General features: G+C 65.5%; 18 protein-coding genes. 1 reads left to right on the forward strand and 17 read right to left on the reverse strand.

The window, feature by feature from the left end:
* Positions 1 to 867 (reverse strand): SMC-Scp complex subunit ScpB, encoded by an 867-nt coding sequence (scpB, locus tag AC5WJ1_RS10125; RefSeq protein WP_135705488.1) that lies wholly within the window; start codon positions 865 to 867, stop codon positions 1 to 3.
* A gap of 557 nt (positions 868 to 1,424) precedes the next feature.
* The gene (locus AC5WJ1_RS10130) at positions 1,425 to 2,186 is read right to left on the reverse strand and encodes a sulfite exporter TauE/SafE family protein (RefSeq protein WP_133096493.1); all 762 of its coding nucleotides are present in this window, start codon (positions 2,184 to 2,186) and stop codon (positions 1,425 to 1,427) included.
* A gap of 77 nt (positions 2,187 to 2,263) precedes the next feature.
* On the opposite strand from AC5WJ1_RS10130, the gene fnr reads away from it, so the two are divergent.
* Positions 2,264 to 2,989, forward strand: a complete 726-nt coding sequence (gene fnr, locus AC5WJ1_RS10135) for a fumarate/nitrate reduction transcriptional regulator Fnr (RefSeq protein WP_063238060.1) — start codon at positions 2,264 to 2,266, stop codon at positions 2,987 to 2,989.
* 60 nt (positions 2,990 to 3,049) lie between these two features.
* Here fnr and AC5WJ1_RS10140 read toward each other — a convergent pair whose 3' ends face one another.
* The 15 genes from AC5WJ1_RS10140 to AC5WJ1_RS10210 all read right to left on the reverse strand — a co-directional run bounded on the left by AC5WJ1_RS10140 (position 3,050) and on the right by AC5WJ1_RS10210 (position 20,353).
* Complete coding sequence (locus AC5WJ1_RS10140) at positions 3,050 to 3,295, reverse strand: hypothetical protein (protein WP_029046193.1); 246 nt, start codon at positions 3,293 to 3,295, stop codon at positions 3,050 to 3,052.
* A complete protein-coding gene (locus tag AC5WJ1_RS10145; protein ID WP_133096566.1) occupies positions 3,292 to 3,501 on the reverse strand; it encodes a FixH family protein in 210 nt (69 codons plus the stop codon). The genes AC5WJ1_RS10140 and AC5WJ1_RS10145 overlap by 4 nt, the downstream gene beginning before the upstream one ends.
* Positions 3,502 to 3,536: 35 nt before the next feature.
* Positions 3,537 to 5,009 carry a cytochrome c oxidase accessory protein CcoG gene (ccoG, locus tag AC5WJ1_RS10150; protein WP_494476062.1) on the reverse strand — a complete coding sequence of 491 codons (1,473 nt, stop codon included), beginning with the start codon at positions 5,007 to 5,009 and terminating at the stop codon, positions 3,537 to 3,539.
* Between the two features lie 49 nt (positions 5,010 to 5,058).
* Entirely contained in the window at positions 5,059 to 5,976 is a 918-nt protein-coding gene (gene ccoP / locus AC5WJ1_RS10155; RefSeq protein WP_133096495.1) for a cytochrome-c oxidase, cbb3-type subunit III, read from the reverse strand.
* Between the two features lie 2 nt (positions 5,977 to 5,978).
* Positions 5,979 to 6,143, reverse strand: coding sequence for a cbb3-type cytochrome oxidase subunit 3 (locus AC5WJ1_RS10160; protein ID WP_010809472.1), 165 nt, complete (start codon positions 6,141 to 6,143; stop codon positions 5,979 to 5,981).
* Positions 6,144 to 6,146: 3 nt separating this feature from the next.
* Positions 6,147 to 6,812 (reverse strand): cytochrome-c oxidase, cbb3-type subunit II, encoded by a 666-nt coding sequence (ccoO, locus tag AC5WJ1_RS10165; protein WP_494476063.1) that lies wholly within the window; start codon positions 6,810 to 6,812, stop codon positions 6,147 to 6,149.
* Between the two features lie 18 nt (positions 6,813 to 6,830).
* Positions 6,831 to 8,279 carry a cytochrome-c oxidase, cbb3-type subunit I gene (gene ccoN, locus AC5WJ1_RS10170; RefSeq protein WP_133096497.1) on the reverse strand — a complete coding sequence of 483 codons (1,449 nt, stop codon included), beginning with the start codon at positions 8,277 to 8,279 and terminating at the stop codon, positions 6,831 to 6,833.
* A gap of 163 nt (positions 8,280 to 8,442) precedes the next feature.
* Positions 8,443 to 8,589 carry a cbb3-type cytochrome oxidase assembly protein CcoS gene (ccoS, locus tag AC5WJ1_RS10175; protein ID WP_063238066.1) on the reverse strand — a complete coding sequence of 49 codons (147 nt, stop codon included), beginning with the start codon at positions 8,587 to 8,589 and terminating at the stop codon, positions 8,443 to 8,445.
* A gap of 7 nt (positions 8,590 to 8,596) precedes the next feature.
* On the reverse strand, positions 8,597 to 11,152 hold the full coding sequence (locus AC5WJ1_RS10180; protein ID WP_494476064.1) for a heavy metal translocating P-type ATPase: 2,556 nt from the start codon (positions 11,150 to 11,152) through the stop codon (positions 8,597 to 8,599).
* 115 nt (positions 11,153 to 11,267) lie between these two features.
* Positions 11,268 to 12,365 (reverse strand): cell division protein ZapE, encoded by a 1,098-nt coding sequence (zapE, locus tag AC5WJ1_RS10185; protein WP_133096499.1) that lies wholly within the window; start codon positions 12,363 to 12,365, stop codon positions 11,268 to 11,270.
* An 89-nt stretch (positions 12,366 to 12,454) separates the two neighbouring features.
* Positions 12,455 to 13,879, reverse strand: coding sequence for a dihydrolipoyl dehydrogenase (gene lpdA / locus AC5WJ1_RS10190; protein ID WP_133096500.1), 1,425 nt, complete (start codon positions 13,877 to 13,879; stop codon positions 12,455 to 12,457).
* A 106-nt stretch (positions 13,880 to 13,985) separates the two neighbouring features.
* Complete coding sequence (gene odhB / locus AC5WJ1_RS10195; protein ID WP_494476065.1) at positions 13,986 to 15,233, reverse strand: 2-oxoglutarate dehydrogenase complex dihydrolipoyllysine-residue succinyltransferase; 1,248 nt, start codon at positions 15,231 to 15,233, stop codon at positions 13,986 to 13,988.
* Between the two features lie 85 nt (positions 15,234 to 15,318).
* Positions 15,319 to 18,171: a 2-oxoglutarate dehydrogenase E1 component gene (locus AC5WJ1_RS10200; protein WP_133096502.1), complete on the reverse strand. Its 2,853-nt coding sequence runs from the start codon at positions 18,169 to 18,171 to the stop codon at positions 15,319 to 15,321.
* A gap of 321 nt (positions 18,172 to 18,492) precedes the next feature.
* Positions 18,493 to 19,248, reverse strand: coding sequence for a glycerophosphodiester phosphodiesterase (gene ugpQ / locus AC5WJ1_RS10205; protein ID WP_133096503.1), 756 nt, complete (start codon positions 19,246 to 19,248; stop codon positions 18,493 to 18,495).
* Position 19,249: 1 nt separating this feature from the next.
* Entirely contained in the window at positions 19,250 to 20,353 is a 1,104-nt protein-coding gene (locus tag AC5WJ1_RS10210) for a sn-glycerol-3-phosphate import ATP-binding protein UgpC (RefSeq protein WP_133096504.1), read from the reverse strand.
* Positions 20,354 to 20,388 lie beyond the last annotated feature (35 nt).

Consider the following 20,388-nt stretch of genomic DNA (forward strand, 5'->3'; position numbering starts at 1 on the left):
TCAGTTCGGCACGCGTTCGTCGTGCTCGCTCGGGTGCGGCGAGGCGCCGTCTTCCGGCAGTTCAGCCCGTGCCCCGTCCGGATCGGAATCGGCAGGATTGCCCAGCTCGGTTGGTTCGCCTTCGGCACCCAGTTCCTCCGCCCCATGCTGGTGCGGCTGCAGGTCGAATCCGTTGGCGACTGCGCCGTCGGCGGACCCCTGGCCGGCGTCCGTGGCTTCGGGCTCGCCTGCGGCGGATGCCTCGGGCCGGGCCGGCTCGGCAAACGCCTCTTCATCGGCACTGCCAGGCTTGCCTGCCGCCAGCGCCTCGAAATCGATGGCCTGCTGGTCCAGCAGCGTTGCCTGCGCCTGCGCCTGGGCATCCTCGAGCGGGGGCAGCTCGTCCAGCGTGCGCAGCCCGAGGTCGTCCAGGAACGCCTTGGTGGTGGCATACAGGGCCGGGCGCCCCGGCACGTCGCGGTGCCCGATCACCTCGATCCAGCTGCGGTCTTCCAGCTTCTTGATGACTTCCGTGCTGACCGTCACGCCGCGGATTTCCTCGATATCGCCACGCGTCACCGGCTGGCGATAAGCGATGATCGCCAGCGTCTCCATCACGGCGCGCGAGTATTTCGGCGGCTTTTCCGGATTCAGGCGATCAAGGTATTCACGCATCTCGGGGCGGCTCTGGAAGCGCCAGCCGCTGGCCAGCGACACAAGCTCCACGCCGCGCGGGCGCCAGTCCTGGCGCAGTTCCTCCAGCAGCACGCGGACGGTGTCCGCGCCGACGTCGTCGGCGAACAACCGTCGCAGATCATTGACGCGCAAAGGCTCCTGCGCGCAGATCAGCGCCGTCTCGAGGACGATCTTCGCCTCTTGGGTATTCATGTTGATGGTGTGCAGCCTGTCTTTGCACCTGCTCCCGGACGGATCCGGGGCACCGGAGATTTTGGATACAGCGATGCCAATGCCATCGCCATCTCATTGCGCAGCTCACCCGGATGCCTGCTGCATCCAAGCCGTGCACTTCCCTTTCTTTGCATCGAGTTGCCGGGTCACTCCGGCAGGAGATCGTTCGCATGCCGCCATGGGCCGGTCAGCGAACCTCTTGCGTGGCGCGTCCGCACAACGGACGCCGCTGTCGGCGAACTGAACGCCTCGGACGCAAGAAAAACGGGTATCGGGAGCAAGGCCGGCATCTCCAACACCGCAGTGCCAGCCGGGCTTTTGAACCAGATCATTTGATCCGGATGGACCGTGGGACGGGCCGGGAATCGAACTACCAACACTCCCCGCCGCCCTGGGCGCACCTTCTGGCAGGAAGGCCGCTGGCGCTGCTCGCCGCTGCTTACAAAACACCGCGCGATACCGCAATGCTGGCGATTGTATGGCATTCCCGCCCTCGCCCGCAACCACCATCCGACGCGCCGAGCGCCGCATACGTCTCAAAAGACCAGGCAGAAACCCTGCTCTGCCAGCGAATGTGGCAACAACACCGCGCGCGCCAGACCAAGGGCCCCGAACACCATGACCGCCACGCCCGCGCCCACGCGCACCGCGCGCCGCCGCGACAGGCTGCGCAGGTAGCCGGACAGCCCCGACAGCACCAGCAGGTTGGGCAGCGTACCGATGCCAAACACACCCATCACCAGCGCACCGGAACCGGCATTGCCGGCGAGCAGCGCCAGCGTCAGCGCTCCATAGACCATGCCGCACGGCACCAGCCCCCACGCCAGGCCAACACCATAGCGCCTGGCAAGCCCCCCATGCGCACGCACGAAGGTGGGCATGGCGCCGCCGCCCAGCCGCCCAAGCTGCCGCGCCAGCACGCTGCCTGCCCGCACCGCCAGCCGCTCGAGCCACGCGACGGTAAAGGCATTGCCGCGCAGCACGCGCCAGCCCGACCACAGCAGCATGGCACTGCCGGCACCAAACAACCAGCGCTGCAACGGCAGGTAGTCCTGCTTCCACGCGCCGGCGCCAATCGCGCCCAACAGCGCGCCAAGCAGCACATAGGTCGAAATCCTGCCCAGGTGCATTGCCAGCAACTCGCCGGCCCAGGCAGCGCGGCTACGCACGAAGGTCAGGGCCGCGACGCCGCCACGCGGCTGTTCAACCGCCAGTGCGATGCCGCCACACATTGCCGCGCAGTGCACGCCGCCCAGCAATGCCAGCATAAAAACGCTAATTAGTACACCAAATGGCAAATCTGACTCCCTGCCTCATCACATCGCACGGTAAAATGGCGGGGTCGCGCCCTCGCATCCACTCTTGCAGGTTCCAATTGCTCACCTCCATTCCAATCACTGAGATGTCGCCCCGTTGCTCCACTTGCGCGATGGGGCAACTGTGCCTTCCGGTTGGCATGTCCCAGCAAGACCTCACCAAGATGGACACGCTGGTGCAGGAACGCATCCGGGTCCATAAGGGTGAGACCTTGTATCGCATGGGCGATCCCCTCACCGCGGTTTACGCCGTTCGCTTCGGCACGCTGAAGACCCATGTCACGACCGAAGACGGCCGTTCACAGATTACCGGTTTCCACCTGCCAGGCGAAATCGTCGGCCTCGACGGCCTCGGTGAGATGCAGCATGCCTCGGACGCCACCGCGCTGGAAGATACCGAGGTCTGTGTAGTCCGCCTTGGGGACCTGCAGACGCTGTCTGCAGACCTGCCTTCGCTGCAGCATCAGTTCCTGCGGCTGATGGGCAAGGAAATCACGCACGACCAGATGATGCTGGTGACACTCGGTTCGATGCGCGCCGAAGAACGCCTGGCCGCTTTCCTGATCAACCTGTCTGAGCGCCTGTCGGCGCGCGGCTACTCGTCGACCGAATTCGTGATGCGCATGAGCCGCGAGGAAATCGGCAGCTACCTGGGCCTGAAGCTGGAAACCGTCAGCCGCCTGTTCTCGCGTTTCGCTGAAGCCGGCCTGATCCAGATTCGCCAGCGCCACGTCAAGCTGGTGGATCTCGCCGGCATCAAGCAGCTCTACAGCCGTAGCTGCTGACCCTTCCCACCACCCGCCGCTTTGCGCCTGCGCCGCGCGGGGCGGCGCAGGCATCGGCATTCACTCCAACTCGTCGGTATCGCTGAGCCGCGTCGGCATCGTGTACAGCGTCAACCCGCTGGACAGCGCGCAGAAGATCCACGCTAGCAGGAAGCTCATCGTGTAGATCGATTCGCGCGACGCCTCGATCGGATGCCCGAAGAACTTCAGATCACCGGGGTCCACGACCGAGAACACCGTCGCGGTGGCGAAGCCCGCCATCAGGAACCCGGGCCACAAGACCCACATCAGCCAGCGCAACCTCATGGCTGCCTCGCTGCGCTCGGCTGAGGCCGCACCGCCTCGGCCTTCTCGACCACCAGTCCATGGCGCGCTGCGCCCTGCACCGGCACGTCAGGATGCGACGACGCAAGCCAGATGGTGACGCCGCACGCCACCATCGCGACCAGCGGGCCGCTCATCAACAGCCACGGCCACGGCTCTTTCCACCACGGATTGCCTTGCTGATTCATCATGCCCCCTTGAGTTCTGCACCGAGCGCCTGGCGTCACAGGTCGCGCGGCACGATAAAGCTGGTGCTCTGCCGGATCTCGGCGTTGCCCTGCTCCGATCCTTCGCTGGTCACCGTCACGCTGATCTTGTGCGTACCCTGCGCCGCGTCTTCGATCGGCACGCGTATGCGGATCGGCAACAGCCGGTTCGAGGTCGGCGCCAGCGATTCGGCCTGCTTGTCATATTCGACCGTCAGGTGCTTCAGCTCGTCGCTGTCGGCTCGCACGCTGATATACATCGGCCCCTCGGTCGTGTTGATCAGCTGCAGGCGATACACATTCTCGATCCAGCGGCCTTCGACCTCCCGGCCCAGCGCGCCGCGGTCGCGGATGATGTCCACCTTCAGCGGCGTGCGCAGCGCGATCGAAGCCACAAAGCCAGCGAGCAGCGCGACCCAGATCACGGAATAGATGATGACACGCGGACGCAGCAGGCGCTTGCGCGATGCTGCCGCGGACAGCGCCTTGCGCATGGCATTCTCCGAAGTGTATCGGATCAGCCCGCGCGGGTAGGACATCTTGTCCATGACCTGGTTGCAGGCGTCGATGCACGCGCCGCAGCCGATGCATTCATACTGCAGGCCATCGCGGATATCGATGCCGGTCGGGCACACCTGCACGCAGATGCTGCAGTTGACGCAATCGCCCAGGCCCGCCTGGCGATGGTCGGTCTTGCGCGAACGGCTGCCGCGCGGCTCGCCCCGGCCGACGTCGTAGGTCACGACGTAGGTGTCGCGGTCGACCATCACGCTCTGGAAACGCGCATACGGGCACATGTACTTGCACACCTGCTCGCGCATGAAGCCAGCGTTGCCCCAGGTGGCGAACGCATAGAACAGCATCCAGAACGTCTGCCACGGGCCCAGCGACAGGCTCGCCAGCTCGCCACCCAGCTCACGGATCGGCGCGAAGTAGCCGATGAAGGTGAAGCCGGTCCACAGCGCGATCAGTACCCACAGGAAGTGCTTGGTGGCCTTGATACGCAGTTTGCGCAGGCTCCAGGGGTCGCCGTCGAGACGGATGCGGGCGATCCGGTCGCCTTCGATCCGCCGCTCGATCCACATGAAGATCTCGGTATAGACCGTCTGTGGACAGGCGTAACCGCAGAACAGCCGCCCGGCGATCGCCGTGAACAGGAACAGCGCCAGCGCCGAAATGACCAGCAGCACGGCGAGATAGATGACATCCTGAGGCCACAACACCAGCCCGAAGATGTAGAACTTGCGTTCGCCAAGGTCGAACAGCACGGCCTGGCGTCCGTTCCACTGGAGCCAGGGCGTGCCGTAGTAGATCAGCTGCGTGAAGAGGACCAGCCAGACGCGCCAACTGGAGAAAGCGCCCGTAACGGAGCGCGGATAGATCTTGCGGCGGACCTCGTACAGCGTTTCATCCGAGGTCTCGGCAGGCGCAGCGGCCGACCGCTGGCGGTCGGCCGCCCGGGCCATTTCTTCGGTCCCGGGTGCGTTCATGGATGGTTTCTCCTGCGGGCGGCCCGCGCCCGCTCAGATGAGTCGCCTGTCATTGGCCGGCACCCCCGCCGGTATTCGACAGACCCCAGACATAGGCCGTCAGCATGCGGATCCGCTCTGGCGTCAGGATCTCTTCATGTGCCGGCATATGGTTGTTATGCCCCTTCAGGATGGCGTCGACGATGCTGCCTTCCGAACTGCCATACAGCCACACGTTATCGGACAGGTTCGGCGCGCCCAGTGCCTGGTTGCCCTTGCCGCCGGCACCGTGGCAAGCCGCGCAGGTCGACTTGAAAGTGCTCTCGCCACGCGAGGCGCGGATGGGATCCGAAGACAGCCCCGACAGCGAGCGGACATACTGCGCCACGTCGCCTGCCAGCTTGCCGTCGATGGTGGATGCGAACGGCGGCATCACGCCATTGCGGCCCTTGGCAATGGTCTGCTGGATGGTCTCGGGTTCGCCGCCATACAGCCAGTCGCCGTCCGTCAGGTTGGGAAAGCCGCGGCTGCCGCGCGCATCCGAACCATGGCATTGCGCGCAGTAGTTCAGGAACAGCCGCTGGCCAATTTCGCGCGCCTGCGGATCTCCAGCCACCTGCTTGACATCCATCTTCAGGTACTTGGCATAGATCTCGTTCTGCATCTGCTCCTGCGCGGCACGATGCGCGGCCAGTTCGCCCTGCGTCGAGAACTTCAGCACGCCTGAGTACTTGCCCAGACCCGGATACAACACGAGGTAGACCAGGCCGAAGATACAGGCCAGCAGGAACATCCACATCCACCAGCGCGGCAGCGGGTTGTTCAGTTCGCGCAGGTCGTCGTCCCAGACGTGGCCGGTGTCGTCGCCCCCGCTGGCGGTCTTGGTGATCTTGCGTTGCGAGAACAGCAGCCATACGCACCAGACGATGCCGACGAGCGCGATCGCGGCAATGTAGTAACTCCAGAAATCGGAAAAGAAATCGCTCATGGCTAGGTGTTCCGGCTCGATGTTGTCGTGGTTTCGTCAGGCAGCGCGAACGGCAGCATGGCGGATTCCCGGTTGGCGGCCTGCCGGCCGGCCGACCACGCCCACCAGCAGATGCCAAGGAAGACGACCATCGACACGACGGTCGCAATAGCGGTGATCATGGCCATGGCTTACTCCTTCGCCGGTGCAACTGCTGCAGCGGTGTCCACGCGGACATTGCGGCGGTTGGTGCCCAGAGCCTGGAGGTAAGCCACCAGCGCGTCTTCCTCGGTCTTGCCCTGGAGCTCGTCCGGCGCCTTGGCGATGTCGGCCTCGGTGTATGGCACGCCCAGCTTCGCCAGCGCCTGCATGCGCGCCTGGATATCGTTGGTCGGCAGCGCGGCCTTCTCCAGCCACGGGTAGGAAGGCATCACCGACTCGGGCACCACGTCACGCGGGTTGCGCAGGTGGATGCGTTGCCAGTCGTCCGAGTAGCGGCCGCCGACGCGTGCCAGGTCGGGACCGGTACGCTTCGAGCCCCACAGGAACGGGTGATCGTAGACGGCCTCGCCCGCGGTGGAGAAATGGCCGTAACGCTCGGTTTCGGCCTGCAGTGTCCGCACCTGCTGCGAGTGGCAGCCGACGCAGCCTTCGCGGATATAGATATCCCGGCCCATCAGCCGCAGCGGCGAATACGGCGTGATACCCGGATCCGGCTTGGTCGTGGAGTGCTGGAAGAACAGCGGCACGATCTGCACCAGACCCGCGATGCTGACCACGAGGATCGTGCAGATGATCAGCCAGCCGATGTTCTTCTCCAGCGTTTCGTGGGAAAAGAATCTTTGTTTTTCCGACATCTTTCTATCCTGGAATGATCAGTGTGCGGAGGCCGGGATGCTGGCCGGGATCGGCGCATCCACGGCACGCTTGCCGACGATGGTCTTGGCGACGTTGTAGGCCATCAGCAGCATGCCGGAGAGGAAACAGATGCCACCCAGCAGACGGATCAGGTAGAACGGGTACTTGGCCTTGACCGCTTCGACGAAGGCATAGGTCAGCGTGCCGTCAGGCTGCGTGGCGCGCCACATCAGGCCTTCCATCACGCCGGCGATCCACATCGAGGCGATATACAGCACCACGCCGATGGTCGCGATCCAGAAGTGCCATTCGATCAGGCGCACGCTGTACATCTGCTTCTCGCCGAACAGCCGCGGGATCAGGTAGTAGAGCGAACCAATCGAGATCATTGCCACCCAGCCCAGCGCGCCGGAGTGCACGTGGCCGATGGTCCAGTCCGTGTAGTGCGACAGCGCATTGACGGTCTTGATCGACATCATCGAGCCTTCGAACGTGGACATGCCATAGAACGACAGCGCCACCACCAGGAACTTCAGGATCGGGTCGGTGCGCAGCTTGTGCCAGGCGCCCGACAGGGTCATGATGCCGTTGATCATGCCGCCCCACGACGGCGCCAGCAGAATCAGCGAGAACACCATGCCGAGCGACTGCGCCCAGTCTGGCAGCGCGGTGTACTGCAGGTGGTGCGGGCCGGCCCACATGTAGGTGAAGTTCAACGCCCAGAAGTGGACGATGGACAGGCGGTATGAATAGATCGGACGCTCGGCCTGCTTGGGAATGAAGTAGTACATCATCCCGAGGAAGCTGGTGGTCAGGAAGAAGCCCACCGCGTTATGGCCATACCACCACTGGATCATTGCGTCCTGCACGCCGGCATAGGCCGAGTAGGACTTCCACAGCGACACCGGCATCTCAATGTTGTTGACGATGTGCAACAGCGCGATGGTCAGGATGTAGGCGCCGAAGAACCAGTTGGCGACATAAATATGCCGTGTCTTGCGCTTGACGATGGTGCCGAAGAACACGATCGCATAGGCCACCCAGACCGCGGTGATCAGCAGGTCGATCGGCCATTCCAGTTCGGCGTATTCCTTCGAGGAGGTAATGCCCAGCGGCAGCGTGATGGCCGCGGCGACGATAACCAGTTGCCAGCCCCAGAACGTGAACGCCGCGAGCGGGCCGCAGAACAGGCGGGCCTGGCAGGTGCGCTGGACCACGTAGTACGAGGTCGCGAACAGCGCGCTGCCGCCGAAGGCAAAGATCACCGCATTGGTATGCAGCGGCCGCAGGCGGCCGAACGACAGCCAGGGCGTGTTGAAGTTGAGTTCAGGCCAGATCAGCTGTGCTGCCAGCAGCACGCCGACGGCCATGCCGACGATCCCCCAGACTACCGTCATGACAGCGAACTGTCTTACGACGCCGTAATTGAAGGTGTCGACGCGTGAAGACGCGGCAGTGACATCCATTCAGACCCCCAAAGCTTAGAGAAGAGAAAAACCTACTGACGTTGTGACTTTAGAAAAACCCCGCCACCGGTGTGTTGATCTTTATCAAGTCGCTCAGGACCGGCAATGAACCTCGCGGCGCCGCCCCGGTCCGAGACCGATGTCATCCCAGGACATGCGCGCATCAAGGCTTGTCGTTGTCCAGCAGGATCGATTCCGCGGGCCGGTCGAGATCGTCGTACTGGCCCGCATGCAATGCCCACCACAGCGCGGCGGCGATCACGACGACGAGTACCAGGCTCATCGGCACGAGCAGGTAAAGCGTTTCCATGAGGCTCCTAGACCGACTTGCGGCCGGCGCGCAGCAGACGCCAGGCGTTGGCCACCACCAGCAGCGACGACAGTGACATGCCGATACCGGCCATCCATGCCATCACCAGCCCGGTCGCCGCCAGCGGGATCGCCACCACGTTGTAGAAAAAGGACCAGCCCAGGTTCTGCCGCACCACGCGCCGCGCCTTGCGCGACACCGCCAGCGCGGTTGCGATCTCGTCGATGCCGCCGTGTGTCAGCACGGCGTCGGCGCCGGCCTGCGCCAGCGGCGCGCCGCTGCCGATCGCGATCGAGACCTGCGCCTGCGCCAGCACCGGGGCGTCGTTGATGCCGTCGCCCACGGCCAGCACTACCGCCCCGCCCTGCTGCAGCCGCGCGACGTAGTCGCGCTTGCCCTCGGGTGTCACTTCGCCGGCGGCATGGCCGATGCCGAAGTGCTCTGCCCACCAGCGCACGGCCGCGGCGTTATCGCCGGAGACGAGGTGGCAGCGCACGCCCAGCGCACCGAGCCGCGCCAGCAGCGCGGACGTCTGCGCGCGCTCGACATCGGCCAGCACGAAGCTGGCGAGCACGCCGTCCTGTGCCGCCAGCCACACGACCGTGGCGCCGGGATGGGCCGGGCCCGCAACCGCCGGCACTGGCACGGATGAGCCGCCGCTAACGAGCCCGCGCGCGAAATCCAGCCGGCCGAGCCGCAGGCGGCGTCCGCCGACCGTGGCTTCAAGGCCCTGTCCGGGCACGTTGCGGATGCCGGTGACCGCCACGGCATGGCCCCCTCCATCGGGCACGGCCGCGAGCAGTGCGCGTGCGATGGGGTGCTCGCCGCCGCGCTCCATCGCCGCGGCCAGTGCAAGGCATTGCGCCTCGCTCAGGTCGGCCAGCGGCTGCACTGCCGCCACGGCAAAGCGTCCTTCAGTCAGCGTGCCGGTCTTGTCCAGCACCACATCGGTCACGCGCGCCAGCGTCTCCAGCGCATGGCCGCGCGTCAGCAGTACGCCGCGCCGCGACAGCGCGGCGCCCGCGGCGGCCAGCGCGGCCGGCGTGGCCAGCGACAGCGCGCACGGACAGCTGACCACCAGCACGGCGATCGTCACCAGCAGCGCGCGTGACGGATCGATCCACAGCCCCCACACCAGCCCGGTCAGCGCCGCCAGCACCAGCAGCGTCGCCACGAACCAGCCGGCGACACGGTCGGCCAGCGTGGCCAGGCGGGGCTTCTCCGCCAGTGCGCGGTCGAGCACCGCCACGATCTCGGCCAGCCGTGTGCCGGCGCCCACGCGCGACACGCGCAGCTCCAGCGGGCTGGCGGTGTTGAAGCAGCCGGCCAGCACGGTTTCACCGGCACGGCGGCGCACCGGCCGGCTTTCGCCGGTCAGCATGGACTCGTCCAGTTCGCTGGCGCCGGCGACGACGGTCCCGTCGGCGGGAACGATCTCGCCCGCCTTCACGCGGATCAGGTCGCCCTGGCGCAAACGTGCCACCGGGATGCGTTCACCCGTGGCCCCTATTCCGGCAAGCCGCTCGCAGGTGGCGGGAAGCTGGCGCGCGAGCATCTCGGCACCGCTGCGCGATGCCTGGCGCACCCGCAGTTCGAGGTAGCGCGCCAGCAGCAGGAAGGCGACGAACATCGTCACCGAATCGAAATAGACCTCGCCGATGCCGCGCACGGTGGCGAGCGCACTGGCGATAAATCCCGCGCCCACGCCGATGGCGACCGGCACGTCCATGCCCATATGGCGCTGGCGCAGGCTGCGCCAGGCGCCGCCAAAGATCGGCGATGCGGAATAGAAGACCACCGGCAACGTCAGCGCAAAGCTGGCCCAGCGCATCAGCTGCAACTGGCCGGGGTCGATGGTGGCCTCGTGCGTGTAGATCGGCCATGCGTACATCATTACCTGCATCATGCCGAGCATGGCCACGGCCATGCGCATCAGCAGGCTGCGGCGCGCGCGACGGTCCTGCTGGTCGGTGCGCGAGACCTCGAACGGCCACGCCATGTAGCCGATGCCGGCGAGCGCGGCCAGCAATCCGGCCACGGACTGCGTGCCTTCGCGCCAGCGCACCACCACGCGGCGGGTGGCGACATTGGCAACCGCGGATTCCACGCCGGGCTGGCGCGTCAGGTGCTGCTCGATCAGCCAGGCGCAGGCGGCGCAGCGGATGTTCTCCGGCGCCAGCGTGATCTCGGCGCGGCCGTTGTCGAGCGGGCGCACGAACTGGGTGCGCAATTCGGGGGTGTCATAGGCGCCCCAGATCGGCTCGGCTTCGCGCCGCGCCGCGTCGTCGATCGGACGGGCAAAGCGGGCCTCGTCACCATATAGATGGGCAAATCCGGCTGCGTGGAGGGTCTGCGCCAGGGCCTGGCAGCCGCCACAGCAGAAGACCCGGCGGGCGCCGTCCAGTTCGGCAGCCAGTGGCTCGGCCTGCGCGACGGGCAGGCCGCAATGGAAGCATGCGAGTTGCGCCCCAACAGCGGCCGTGCCAGCGTTGGCGGCAGGCGCCGCGGACGCTGCATGCAAGGCCAGCACGCTGGCGGAAGGGATGGTGGCTGGGGACGACATGGGGACCTTTTTCTACCCCCTGCAGGGTATAGGGCGGTCCCGGCATCGGCCTTGATTTAGGTCAATGCGGCCCGGCTATCGTCGCGCCGGGCCGAAATACAACGCTTGCCGACGCTCAGGTGAGCGACGTGTCCATGGTGCGGCGCTCGGATTCCAGGTACTCGCGCGACTGCATCTCGATGATGCGCGACACGGTCCGGTGGAATTCGTTGGCCATCTGCCCCTCTGTGTAGAGTTCGTCCGCCGGCACTTCTGCCGACATCAGCAGCTTGACCTTGTGGTCGTAGAAGACGTCGATCAGCCAGGTAAAGCGCCGTGCTTCCGACGACATGCGCGGCGTCATGCGCGGCACGTCGGACAGGATCACGGTATGGAACTGCGAAGCCAGCTCCAGGTAATCGTTCTGCGAGCGCGGCCCGCCGCATAGCGTGGCGAAGTCGAACCACACCACGCCATTGGCCTTGCGCAGCGAGCGCAGTTCGCGGTGCTCGATATGCAGCAGCGGCGACTCGTCGGCCACGCCGGCAATCGACGTGAAGGCATCGCGCAGCGCCGAGTTCGCGCTGGCGTCGAGCGGCGTGTGGTAAGCCTGCACCTGTTCCAGTGCGCGCTTGCGGTAGTCGATGCCGGCATCGACGTTGAGCACGTCCATCTTCTGCTGGATCAGCGCGATGGCAGGCAGCACCCGGTCGCGGTGCAGGCCGTCCGTATAGAGCAGGTCCGGCCGGTAGTTGGAAGTCATCACGAACTGCACGCCGTTGTCGAACAGCTGCTGCAGCAGGCGGTGCAGGATCATCGCGTCGGCGACGTCACTGACATGGAACTCGTCGAAACAGATCAGCCGGAACCGGCGCGCGATGCGCCTGGCCAGTTCATCCAGCGGGTCCGGGCGGCCGCGCAGCTCTTCCAGCTGGCGATGGACCTCGCGCATGAATTCGTGGAAGTGCAGCCGCGTCTTGCGCACCACCGGCACGCAGGTATAGAAGCTGTCCATCAGGAAAGACTTGCCGCGCCCCACCCCGCCCCACATGTAGACGCCCTTGGGCACGTCGGGACGGACCAGCAGCTTCTTCAGCGCGTTGTTGCGGCGGCTCTTGTAGGCCACCCATTCGTCGTAGCACTGCTGCAGCCGCGCCACGGCACGCAACTGCGCCTCGTCGGATGTGTAGCCGCGCTCCTTCAGTTCCTTTTTGTAGTACTCAGTGACGTTCATGCTGGGGGCTCACGCGGCACGCGCCGCAAGTGAAAACGGCGCGCCGCTGGTGCGGCGCGCCGGTACTCAAACAATGCGAGGCATGCGCCTTACATATTGAGTTGACGCTTGTCGACAGCCAGCGCGGCTTCACGCATGACTTCCGACATCGACGGGTGCGGATGGCAGACGCGGCCGATATCTTCGCTGGCGGCCTTGAACTCCATCGCCACCACGGCTTCGGCGATCAGGTCCGACGCGTTGGCAGCCACGATGTGCACGCCCAGGATCTCGTCGGTCTTGGCGTCGGCCAGCATCTTGACGAAGCCATCGGCGTGACCCATGCCCAGCGCACGGCCGTTGGCCATGAACGGGAACTGGCCAGCCTTGAACTCGCGGCCTTCTGCCTTGAGCTGGGCTTCGGTCTTGCCGACCCATGCGATTTCCGGGAAGGTGTAGATCACCCACGGCACGCAGTTGTAGTCGATATGCGGCTTCTGGCCGGCGATGCGCTCGGCCACGGCCACGCCTTCGTCCTCGGCCTTGTGCGCCAGCATCGGGCCGCGCACCACGTCGCCGATGGCCCACAGGCCCGGCACCTTGGTGGCGCAGTGGTCGTCCACCTCGATGAAACCGCGCTGGTCGGCGGCCAGGCCGACAGCATCCAGGCCCAGGTTGTCGGTGTTGGGCACGCGGCCGACCGACACGATCAGGCGATCGACTTCCAGGGTCTGGGCGGCGCCGTCCTTGTCGGTGTACTTGACGGTGACGCCGTTCTTGCCGGTGGTCACTTCGCTCACGTTCACGCCGAGGCTGAACTTCAGGCCTTGCTTGGTCAGCTGCTTCTGGGCTTCCTTGGCCACGCCTTCGTCGGCGGCGCCCAGGAACGCGGGCAGCGCTTCCAGCACGGTCACGTCCGAGCCCAGGCGGCGCCACACCGAACCCAGCTCCAGGCCGATCACGCCGGCGCCGATCACGCCCAGCTTCTTCGGCACTGCGGGGAACTTGAGCGCACCCTCGTTATCGCTGACCAGGTCGTTGTCGACCTTGATGCCCGGCAGGTGGCGGGCCTTCGAACCGGTGGCGATGATGACCTGCTTGGCGGTCACGACTTCACCGGCGATCTCGACCTGGAAGCCCTCGGCGGTCTTGCCGACGAACTTGCCGTAGCCCTTGAGCAGCGTCACCTTGTTCTTGCGGAACAGGAACTCGATGCCCTTGGTCATCTTGCCGACGATATCGTCCTTGCGCTTGAGCATCTTGGACACGTCGACCTTGACGTCGCCCACGGTGATGCCGTGGTCCGCCAGGTGGTGCTGGGCGTTCTCGAATTCTTCCGAGGAAGCCAGCAGTGCCTTTGACGGGATGCAGCCCACGTTCAGGCAGGTGCCGCCCAGGCGCGGCTCGTTCTTGGGATCGTCGTAGGCGTTGCCTTCGCAGCAGGCCACGTTCAGGCCGAGCTGGCCGGCGCGGATCGCGGCGATATAGCCGCCGGGGCCGGCGCCGATCACCAGCACGTCGAATTGTTTGCTCATGGGGATTCCTTTGTGGCACCGGCAGCGTGTGCCGGCGCGCGATCAACTCTGGAGATGCGCACCGCGCGCGCCGGCATGAACCAACGCGCGCAGGGGGGACCGTCGATTACAGGTCCAGCAGCAGGCGGGCCGGATCTTCCAGCGCGTCCTTCATGGCGACCAGGCCCAGCACGGCTTCGCGGCCGTCGATGATGCGGTGGTCGTAGGACATGGCCAGGTAGTTCATCGGGCGGATCACGATCTGGCCGTCTTCCACCACCGGGCGATCCTTGGTGGCGTGCACGCCCAGGATGGCCGATTGCGGCGGGTTGATGATCGGGGTCGACAGCATCGAACCGAACACGCCACCGTTGGAGATCGAGAAGGTCCCGCCGCTCAGCTCGTCCAGCGACAGCTTGCCGTCACGGGCCTTCACGCCAAACTCGGCGATCTTCTTCTCGATGTCGGCCAGGCTCATCTGGTCGGCATTGCGCAGGATGGGCACCACCAGGCCGCGCGGCGAGCCCACGGCGATACCGATGTCGAAATAGCCGTGGTAGACGATGTCGTTGCCGTCGATCGAGGCATTGATCAGCGGGAACTTCTTCAGCGCGTGCACCGCGGCCTTGACGAAGAACGACATGAAGCCCAGCTTCACGCCGTGTTCCTTCTCGAAGCGGTCCTTGTACTTGTTGCGCAGGTCCATCACCGGCTTCATATTGACTTCATTGAAGGTGGTGAGGATGGCGTTGGTGGCTTGCGACTGCAGCAGGCGCTCGGCGATACGGGCGCGCAGGCGGCTCATCGGCACGCGCTCTTCCGGGCGGTCGCCCAGTGCGGCGAAGTCGACCGGAGCCGAAACCTGCTGCAGCGCCGGCTTGGCGGCGGCCGGAGCCGGGGCGGCCTTGGCGGCCGGAGCAGCAGCAGCCAGCGCGTCACCCTTGGTGATGCGGCCGTCCTTGCCGGTGCCGGCAACCTGGCCAGCCGACAGGCCGGCTTCGGCCATCAGCTTGGCAGCAGACGGCATGGCCACGCCGCCTGCGGCGGCAGGAGCGGCAGCAGCAGCAGCCGGTGCCGGGGCAGCGGCGGCGGGCGCCGGAGCGGCAGCAGCCGGGGCGGCGGCACCAGCAGTGGCTTCGGTATCGATCTTGGCGATGATTTCATCGGCCACGACGGTATCGCCGTCGTTCTTGACGATGATCGACAGGACGCCTGCCGACGGGGCCGGCACTTCCAGCACGACCTTGTCGGTTTCGATCTCGATCAGGATCTCGTCCTGGGCAACGGCTTCGCCAGGCTTCTTCTTCCAGTTGAGCATGGTCGCTTCGGCGACCGATTCGGACAGCTGCGGAACCTTGACGTCAACAATAGCCATGGTTGTGAATTCCTCGTGTTATGCGTGTTGTCTTTATATCGGCAAGCCACGGCGCAACTGCGCGCGTCGCCGTGGCTGCCTCTGATTACTTGGTCAGAACAAAGCCCTTGAGCTTGGCGAAGGCAGCTTCCAGCAGAGCCTTCTGTTGCTCGTTGTGCTTTGCGTAGTAGCCCACCGCCGGCGAAGCCGAGGCGGGACGACCGGCATAACCGAGCTTCTGGCCATCCGTCATGTTTTCCATGATGTAGTGCTGCACGAAGAACCAGGCACCCTGGTTCTGCGGCTCGTCCTGGCACCACACGATCTCGGTGGCGTTCGGATATTTCTTCAGTTCCGCGGCAACAGCCTTGTGCGGGAACGGATACAGCTGCTCCAGGCGGATAATCGCGGTGTCGTTGGCCTCGCGTTCCTTGCGCGTGTTGACCAGGTCGTAGTAGACCTTGCCCGAGCACATGATGACGCGCTTGACCTTGCTGGCGTTCAGTTCTTCCTGGTCGGCAATCACGGTCTCGAAGTGGCCCTTGGCCAGTTCAGACAGCGACGACACGGCGTCCTTGTTACGCAGCAGCGACTTCGGCGTCATGATCACCAGCGGCTTGCGGAACAGGCGGATCATCTGGCGGCGCAGCAGGTGGAAGATCTGGGCCGGCGTGGTCGGCTGGCAGACCTGCATGTTGTGGTCCGCGCAGAGCTGCAGAAAACGTTCGATACGAGCCGAGCTGTGCTCCGGACCCTGGCCTTCGTAGCCGTGCGGCAGCATCAGGGTCAGGCCCGAGGCGCGGCCCCACTTCACTTCACCCGACGAGATGAACTGGTCGATCACCACCTGGGCGCCGTTGACGAAGTCGCCGAACTGGGCTTCCCAGATCACCAGCGCGTTCGGCTCGGCTGCGGAGTAGCCGTATTCGAAGCCGAGCACGGCTTCTTCCGACAGCACCGAGTCGATCACCGTGAACGGTGCCTGGTTTTCCGACACGTTCTGCAGCGGCACGTACGAGCCGGCATCCCAGCGCTCGCGCGCCTGGTCGTGCAGCACGGCGTGGCGGTGGGTAAAGGTGCCGCGGCCGGCGTCCTGGCCGGTGATGCGCACCGGGTAGCCCGAGGACACCAGCGAGGCGAAGGCCAGGTGCTCACCCATGCCCCAGTCCAGCGGCTGGTCGCCACGGCCCATGTTGGCGCGGTCCTTGACGACCTTCTCCACCAGCGGGTGCAGCTTCAGCGTCTCAGGCGTGGTGGTGATGCGCTCGGCCAGGCGCTTCAGTTCGGTCACCGGCACCGCGGTGTCGGCGGCGTCGGTCCACTTGCGGTTCAGGAACGGCATCCAGTCCACCGCGAACTTGTTCTTGAAGTTCGACAGGACGGGGTCGGCGGTGTGCTTGCCGGCGTCCATCGCAGCGCGGTATTCCTTGACCTTCTCGTCGCCAAACTCGGCCGGGACCAGCTTCTGCGCGGCCAGCTTCTCGGCGTACACCTTGCGCGTGCCGGGGTGCTGGCTGATCTTCTTGTACATCAGCGGCTGCGTGACCGCCGGGGTATCCTGCTCGTTGTGGCCCAGCTTGCGGAAGCAGATGATGTCGACCACGACGTCCTTGTTGAATTCCATGCGGAAATCAACCGCCAGCTGCATGGCGTACACCACGGCTTCGGGATCGTCGCCGTTCACGTGCAGCACCGGGGCCTCGATCATCTTGACCACGTCCGTGCAGTACAGCGTCGAGCGGGCGTCGCGCGGGTCGGAGGTGGTGAAGCCGATCTGGTTGTTGATGACGATGTGCATCGTGCCGCCCGTGCCGTAGCCGCGGGTCTGCGCGAGATTCAGCGTCTCCATGACCACGCCCTGGCCGGCAAAGGCGGCGTCGCCGTGCACCTGCACCGGCAGCACTTCCTTGTGGCCGACTTCGCCGCGGCGTTCCTGGCGGGCCTTGGCCGAGCCTTCCACCACCGGGTTGACGATTTCCAGGTGCGACGGGTTGAACGCCAGCGACAGGTGCACCGGGCCGCCTTCGGTCGAGACATCGCTCGAGAAGCCCTTGTGGTACTTGACGTCACCGGCCGGCAGGTCGTCGACGTGCTTGCCTTCGAATTCGGCGAACAGATCGGCCGGCATCTTGCCCAGCGTGTTGACCAGCACGTTCAGGCGGCCGCGGTGGGCCATGCCGATCACGATTTCCTGCACACCCTTGGTACCGGCGCGCTGGATCAGTTCGTCCATCGCGGCGATGAAGCTTTCGCCGCCTTCCAGCGAGAAGCGCTTCTGGCCGACGTACTTGGTGTGGAGGAAGCGCTCCAGGCCTTCGGCCGCGGTCAGGCGGTCGAGGATGTGCTTCTTCTTCTCCAGCGTGAAGACCGGCTTGGAACGCGTGGTTTCCAGGCGCTCCTGCCACCAGCGCTTCTGCGCCTGGTCGCTCACGTACATGAATTCGGCGCCGATGGTGCCGCAGTAGGTTTCGCGCAGGTTGTTCAGCAGCTCGCGCAGGCTCATCGACTCCTTGCCAAAGTACGTATTGCTGGCATTAAAGACGATGTCGAGGTCAGCTTCGGAAAAACCGTAGAACGCGGGGTCCAGATCCGGCAGGGGCGGACGCTCCTGGCGCTTGAGCGGGTCCAGGTCGGCCCAGTGCGAACCGATGTTGCGGTAGGCGGCGATCAGCTGGGTGGCAGCGACGCGCTTGCGGCCCATGTCGGAATCGGCCGAGGCAACGATGGTCTTGATGGGGCCTTGCTTGGCGCGCTCGGCGAACGAGGCAACGATGGGAGCGTGGGCGACATCCCGGCCGTTCGAGCCGTCGACGGCGGGAACGTTCTGCATGGCGTCGAAATACGAACGCCAGTTGTCGGGAACCGAGGCGGGATTCTGGAGGTAGGCTTCGTACAGTTCTTCGACATACGGGGCGTTACCGCCGAAGAGGTACGAATTGCTCTGGTACTGCTGCATCATGGGACGCTCACTATTCTCCGGGTATGCCGGAGTTCAGCGGGTTATTCAACCTTCCGCGACACGGCTTGACCGGTTAGCGGATTGCAAACAACTCTTGGGAGCCCAACTGAGGACCCTGCGCAAACGGCGCCACCGGGGTGCCGCATGTGCTGGCTTCCTCACAAGGCCCGAAAGGGCAAGTTGTGCGGGGAAGGACCTAAGTCTTCACGGCGGTAAGAATAGCATGTTTGCCTGAACGGGATGTGGACTTTTCGCGATGCGGAACTTCATCGCACGACAACTCGCATCGCCATCGGCGTTTTAGCAACAGCCACACAACAATCAGACGTGCGGCTCTATCTTGTCGACGGCATCGGTGATCAGCCCGTCCAGCCCCCAGCCCAGCAGTTGCGCGGCCTTCGCCGGGTCGTTCACGGTATAGCTGAGGACGCGGTAGCCGGCCGCGTGCGCGGACGCAATGACGCCCTCGTCCAGCTCTCGGTAATTCGCATCGAGTGCCACGCAGCCGAGCCGGCGCAACCGCTCGAGCCAGTCGGCCGGCAGCTTGTCGAGCAGCAGCGCTCGCGGCAGGTCTGGCGCCACGCGTGCTGCCGCAGTCAGTGTCTCTTCCGAGAACGACGACAGCAGCGGCGGCACCGCAGCGCCAGCCCACAGCGCCGCGGCATCTAGCGCGACCGCCGCGCCGGTGCGCGCTTCGGTGCCGGGCACCGGCTTGATCTCGATATTGGCCAGGAAGCCGTTGGCCTGCGTATAGCGGGCGATGGCGGCCAGCGTCGGCACCGGCTCTCCGGCCCAGGCCGGGCCGTGCCAGCTGCCGGCATCGAGCAGCGCCAACTCGCCAAGCGTCAGCGCATCGACCCTGCCCTTGCCGCTGGTGGTGCGGTCGAGCGTCGCGTCGTGCATCAGCACCGGCTTGCCGTCGGCAGTCAGCTTGACGTCGAACTCGAACATCCGGTACCCAAAGGCGGCGCCGTGGCGGAACGCGGCGAGCGTGTTCTCGGGCGCCAGCTTGCCCGCGCCGCGATGCGCGATATGGCGCGGGTACGGCCAGGACTGGGTGTCTGCGATGGCTGGCATGTCAGGCCTCGATGCGCTTGCCGGTATCCGGCGCGAAGAAATGGAGGTGGTCAGGCGACGAGGTCACAGGCAGGCGGTCGCCTGCGCTCACGCGCGCATGGCTCTCCAGCCGCACCACCACCGGCTGGCCGCCGAGCGAACCATAGGCGAACGAGTCGGCGCCGAGCGCCTCCACCACGCGCACATCGACCTCGGCGATGGCCTCGTGCGCGGCGCACGGCTCGATATGTTCCGGCCGCAGTCCCAGCAACGCCTGTTCGGGCAGGTGCAGTCCCATCGGCAGGTGGCCGAGCGTGGCGGGAGCGCTGTCGGCGCCCTCCTTCGCCACCACCCGCATCTGCGCGCCACCATTGCCCGCGCCGTTGCGAACCACCGGGATCAGGTTCATCGGCGGCGAACCGATAAAGCCCGCAACAAAGGTGCTGGCCGGCTTCGAATAGACTTGCAGCGGCGTGCCGATCTGCTCCACGCGGCCCGCGTTGAGCACCATCATGCGGTCGGCCAGCGTCATCGCCTCGACCTGGTCGTGGGTCACGTACAGGCTGGTGGTGCCGAGGCGGCGATGCAGGTCCTTCAGTTCCAGCCGCATCTGCACGCGCAGCTTGGCGTCGAGGTTGGACAGCGGCTCGTCGAACAGGAACACCGCCGGCTCGCGCACGATGGCACGGCCCATGGCCACGCGCTGGCGCTGCCCGCCCGACAGCTGGCGCGGCTTGCGGTCCAGCAGCGGCGACAGCTCCAGGATGCCGGCGGCATGCTCCACGCGCTGCTGGATCTCGGCCTTGGCCATGCCGCGGATCTTCAGGCCGTAGGCCATGTTGTCGTACACGCTCATGTGCGGGTAGAGCGCGTAGTTCTGGAACACCATGGCGATGTCCCGCTCGGCCGGCTCCAGGTTGTTGACGATCTTGTCGCCGATATGGATCTCGCCCCCGGTGATGGTTTCCAGCCCCGCCACCATGCGCAGCAGCGTTGACTTGCCGCAGCCCGAAGGGCCGACGATGACGATGAACTCGCCGTCGGCGATTTCCATGTCGATGCCGTGCACCACCTGGGTACCGCCGGCGTAGGTTTTCTGAACGTTGCGAAGCGACAGTTTTGCCATTGCTGTTGTCCTGCGCGCGCGCGGGTGGCGCGCCA

The organism is Cupriavidus sp. MEYA8 (assembly GCF_059278825.1).

Bases quoted from the DNA above. Each gene is read 5' to 3' on its own strand.
- scpB (WP_135705488.1), bottom strand. From the start codon at position 867: ATGAATACCCAAGAGGCGAAGATCGTCCTCGAGACGGCGCTGATCTGC.
- AC5WJ1_RS10140 (WP_029046193.1), bottom strand. From the start codon at position 3,295: ATGAGGTTGCGCTGGCTGATGTGGGTCTTGTGGCCCGGGTTCCTGATG.
- AC5WJ1_RS10145 (WP_133096566.1), bottom strand. From the start codon at position 3,501: ATGAATCAGCAAGGCAATCCGTGGTGGAAAGAGCCGTGGCCGTGGCTG.
- ccoG (WP_494476062.1), bottom strand. From the start codon at position 5,009: ATGAACGCACCCGGGACCGAAGAAATGGCCCGGGCGGCCGACCGCCAG.
- ccoP (WP_133096495.1), bottom strand. From the start codon at position 5,976: ATGAGCGATTTCTTTTCCGATTTCTGGAGTTACTACATTGCCGCGATC.
- AC5WJ1_RS10160 (WP_010809472.1), bottom strand. From the start codon at position 6,143: ATGGCCATGATCACCGCTATTGCGACCGTCGTGTCGATGGTCGTCTTC.
- ccoO (WP_494476063.1), bottom strand. From the start codon at position 6,812: ATGTCGGAAAAACAAAGATTCTTTTCCCACGAAACGCTGGAGAAGAAC.
- ccoN (WP_133096497.1), bottom strand. From the start codon at position 8,279: ATGGATGTCACTGCCGCGTCTTCACGCGTCGACACCTTCAATTACGGC.
- ccoS (WP_063238066.1), bottom strand. From the start codon at position 8,589: ATGGAAACGCTTTACCTGCTCGTGCCGATGAGCCTGGTACTCGTCGTC.
- AC5WJ1_RS10180 (WP_494476064.1), bottom strand. From the start codon at position 11,152: ATGTCGTCCCCAGCCACCATCCCTTCCGCCAGCGTGCTGGCCTTGCAT.
- zapE (WP_133096499.1), bottom strand. From the start codon at position 12,365: ATGAACGTCACTGAGTACTACAAAAAGGAACTGAAGGAGCGCGGCTAC.
- lpdA (WP_133096500.1), bottom strand. From the start codon at position 13,879: ATGAGCAAACAATTCGACGTGCTGGTGATCGGCGCCGGCCCCGGCGGC.
- odhB (WP_494476065.1), bottom strand. From the start codon at position 15,233: ATGGCTATTGTTGACGTCAAGGTTCCGCAGCTGTCCGAATCGGTCGCC.
- AC5WJ1_RS10200 (WP_133096502.1), bottom strand. From the start codon at position 18,171: ATGATGCAGCAGTACCAGAGCAATTCGTACCTCTTCGGCGGTAACGCC.
- ugpQ (WP_133096503.1), bottom strand. From the start codon at position 19,248: ATGCCAGCCATCGCAGACACCCAGTCCTGGCCGTACCCGCGCCATATC.
- AC5WJ1_RS10210 (WP_133096504.1), bottom strand. From the start codon at position 20,353: ATGGCAAAACTGTCGCTTCGCAACGTTCAGAAAACCTACGCCGGCGGT.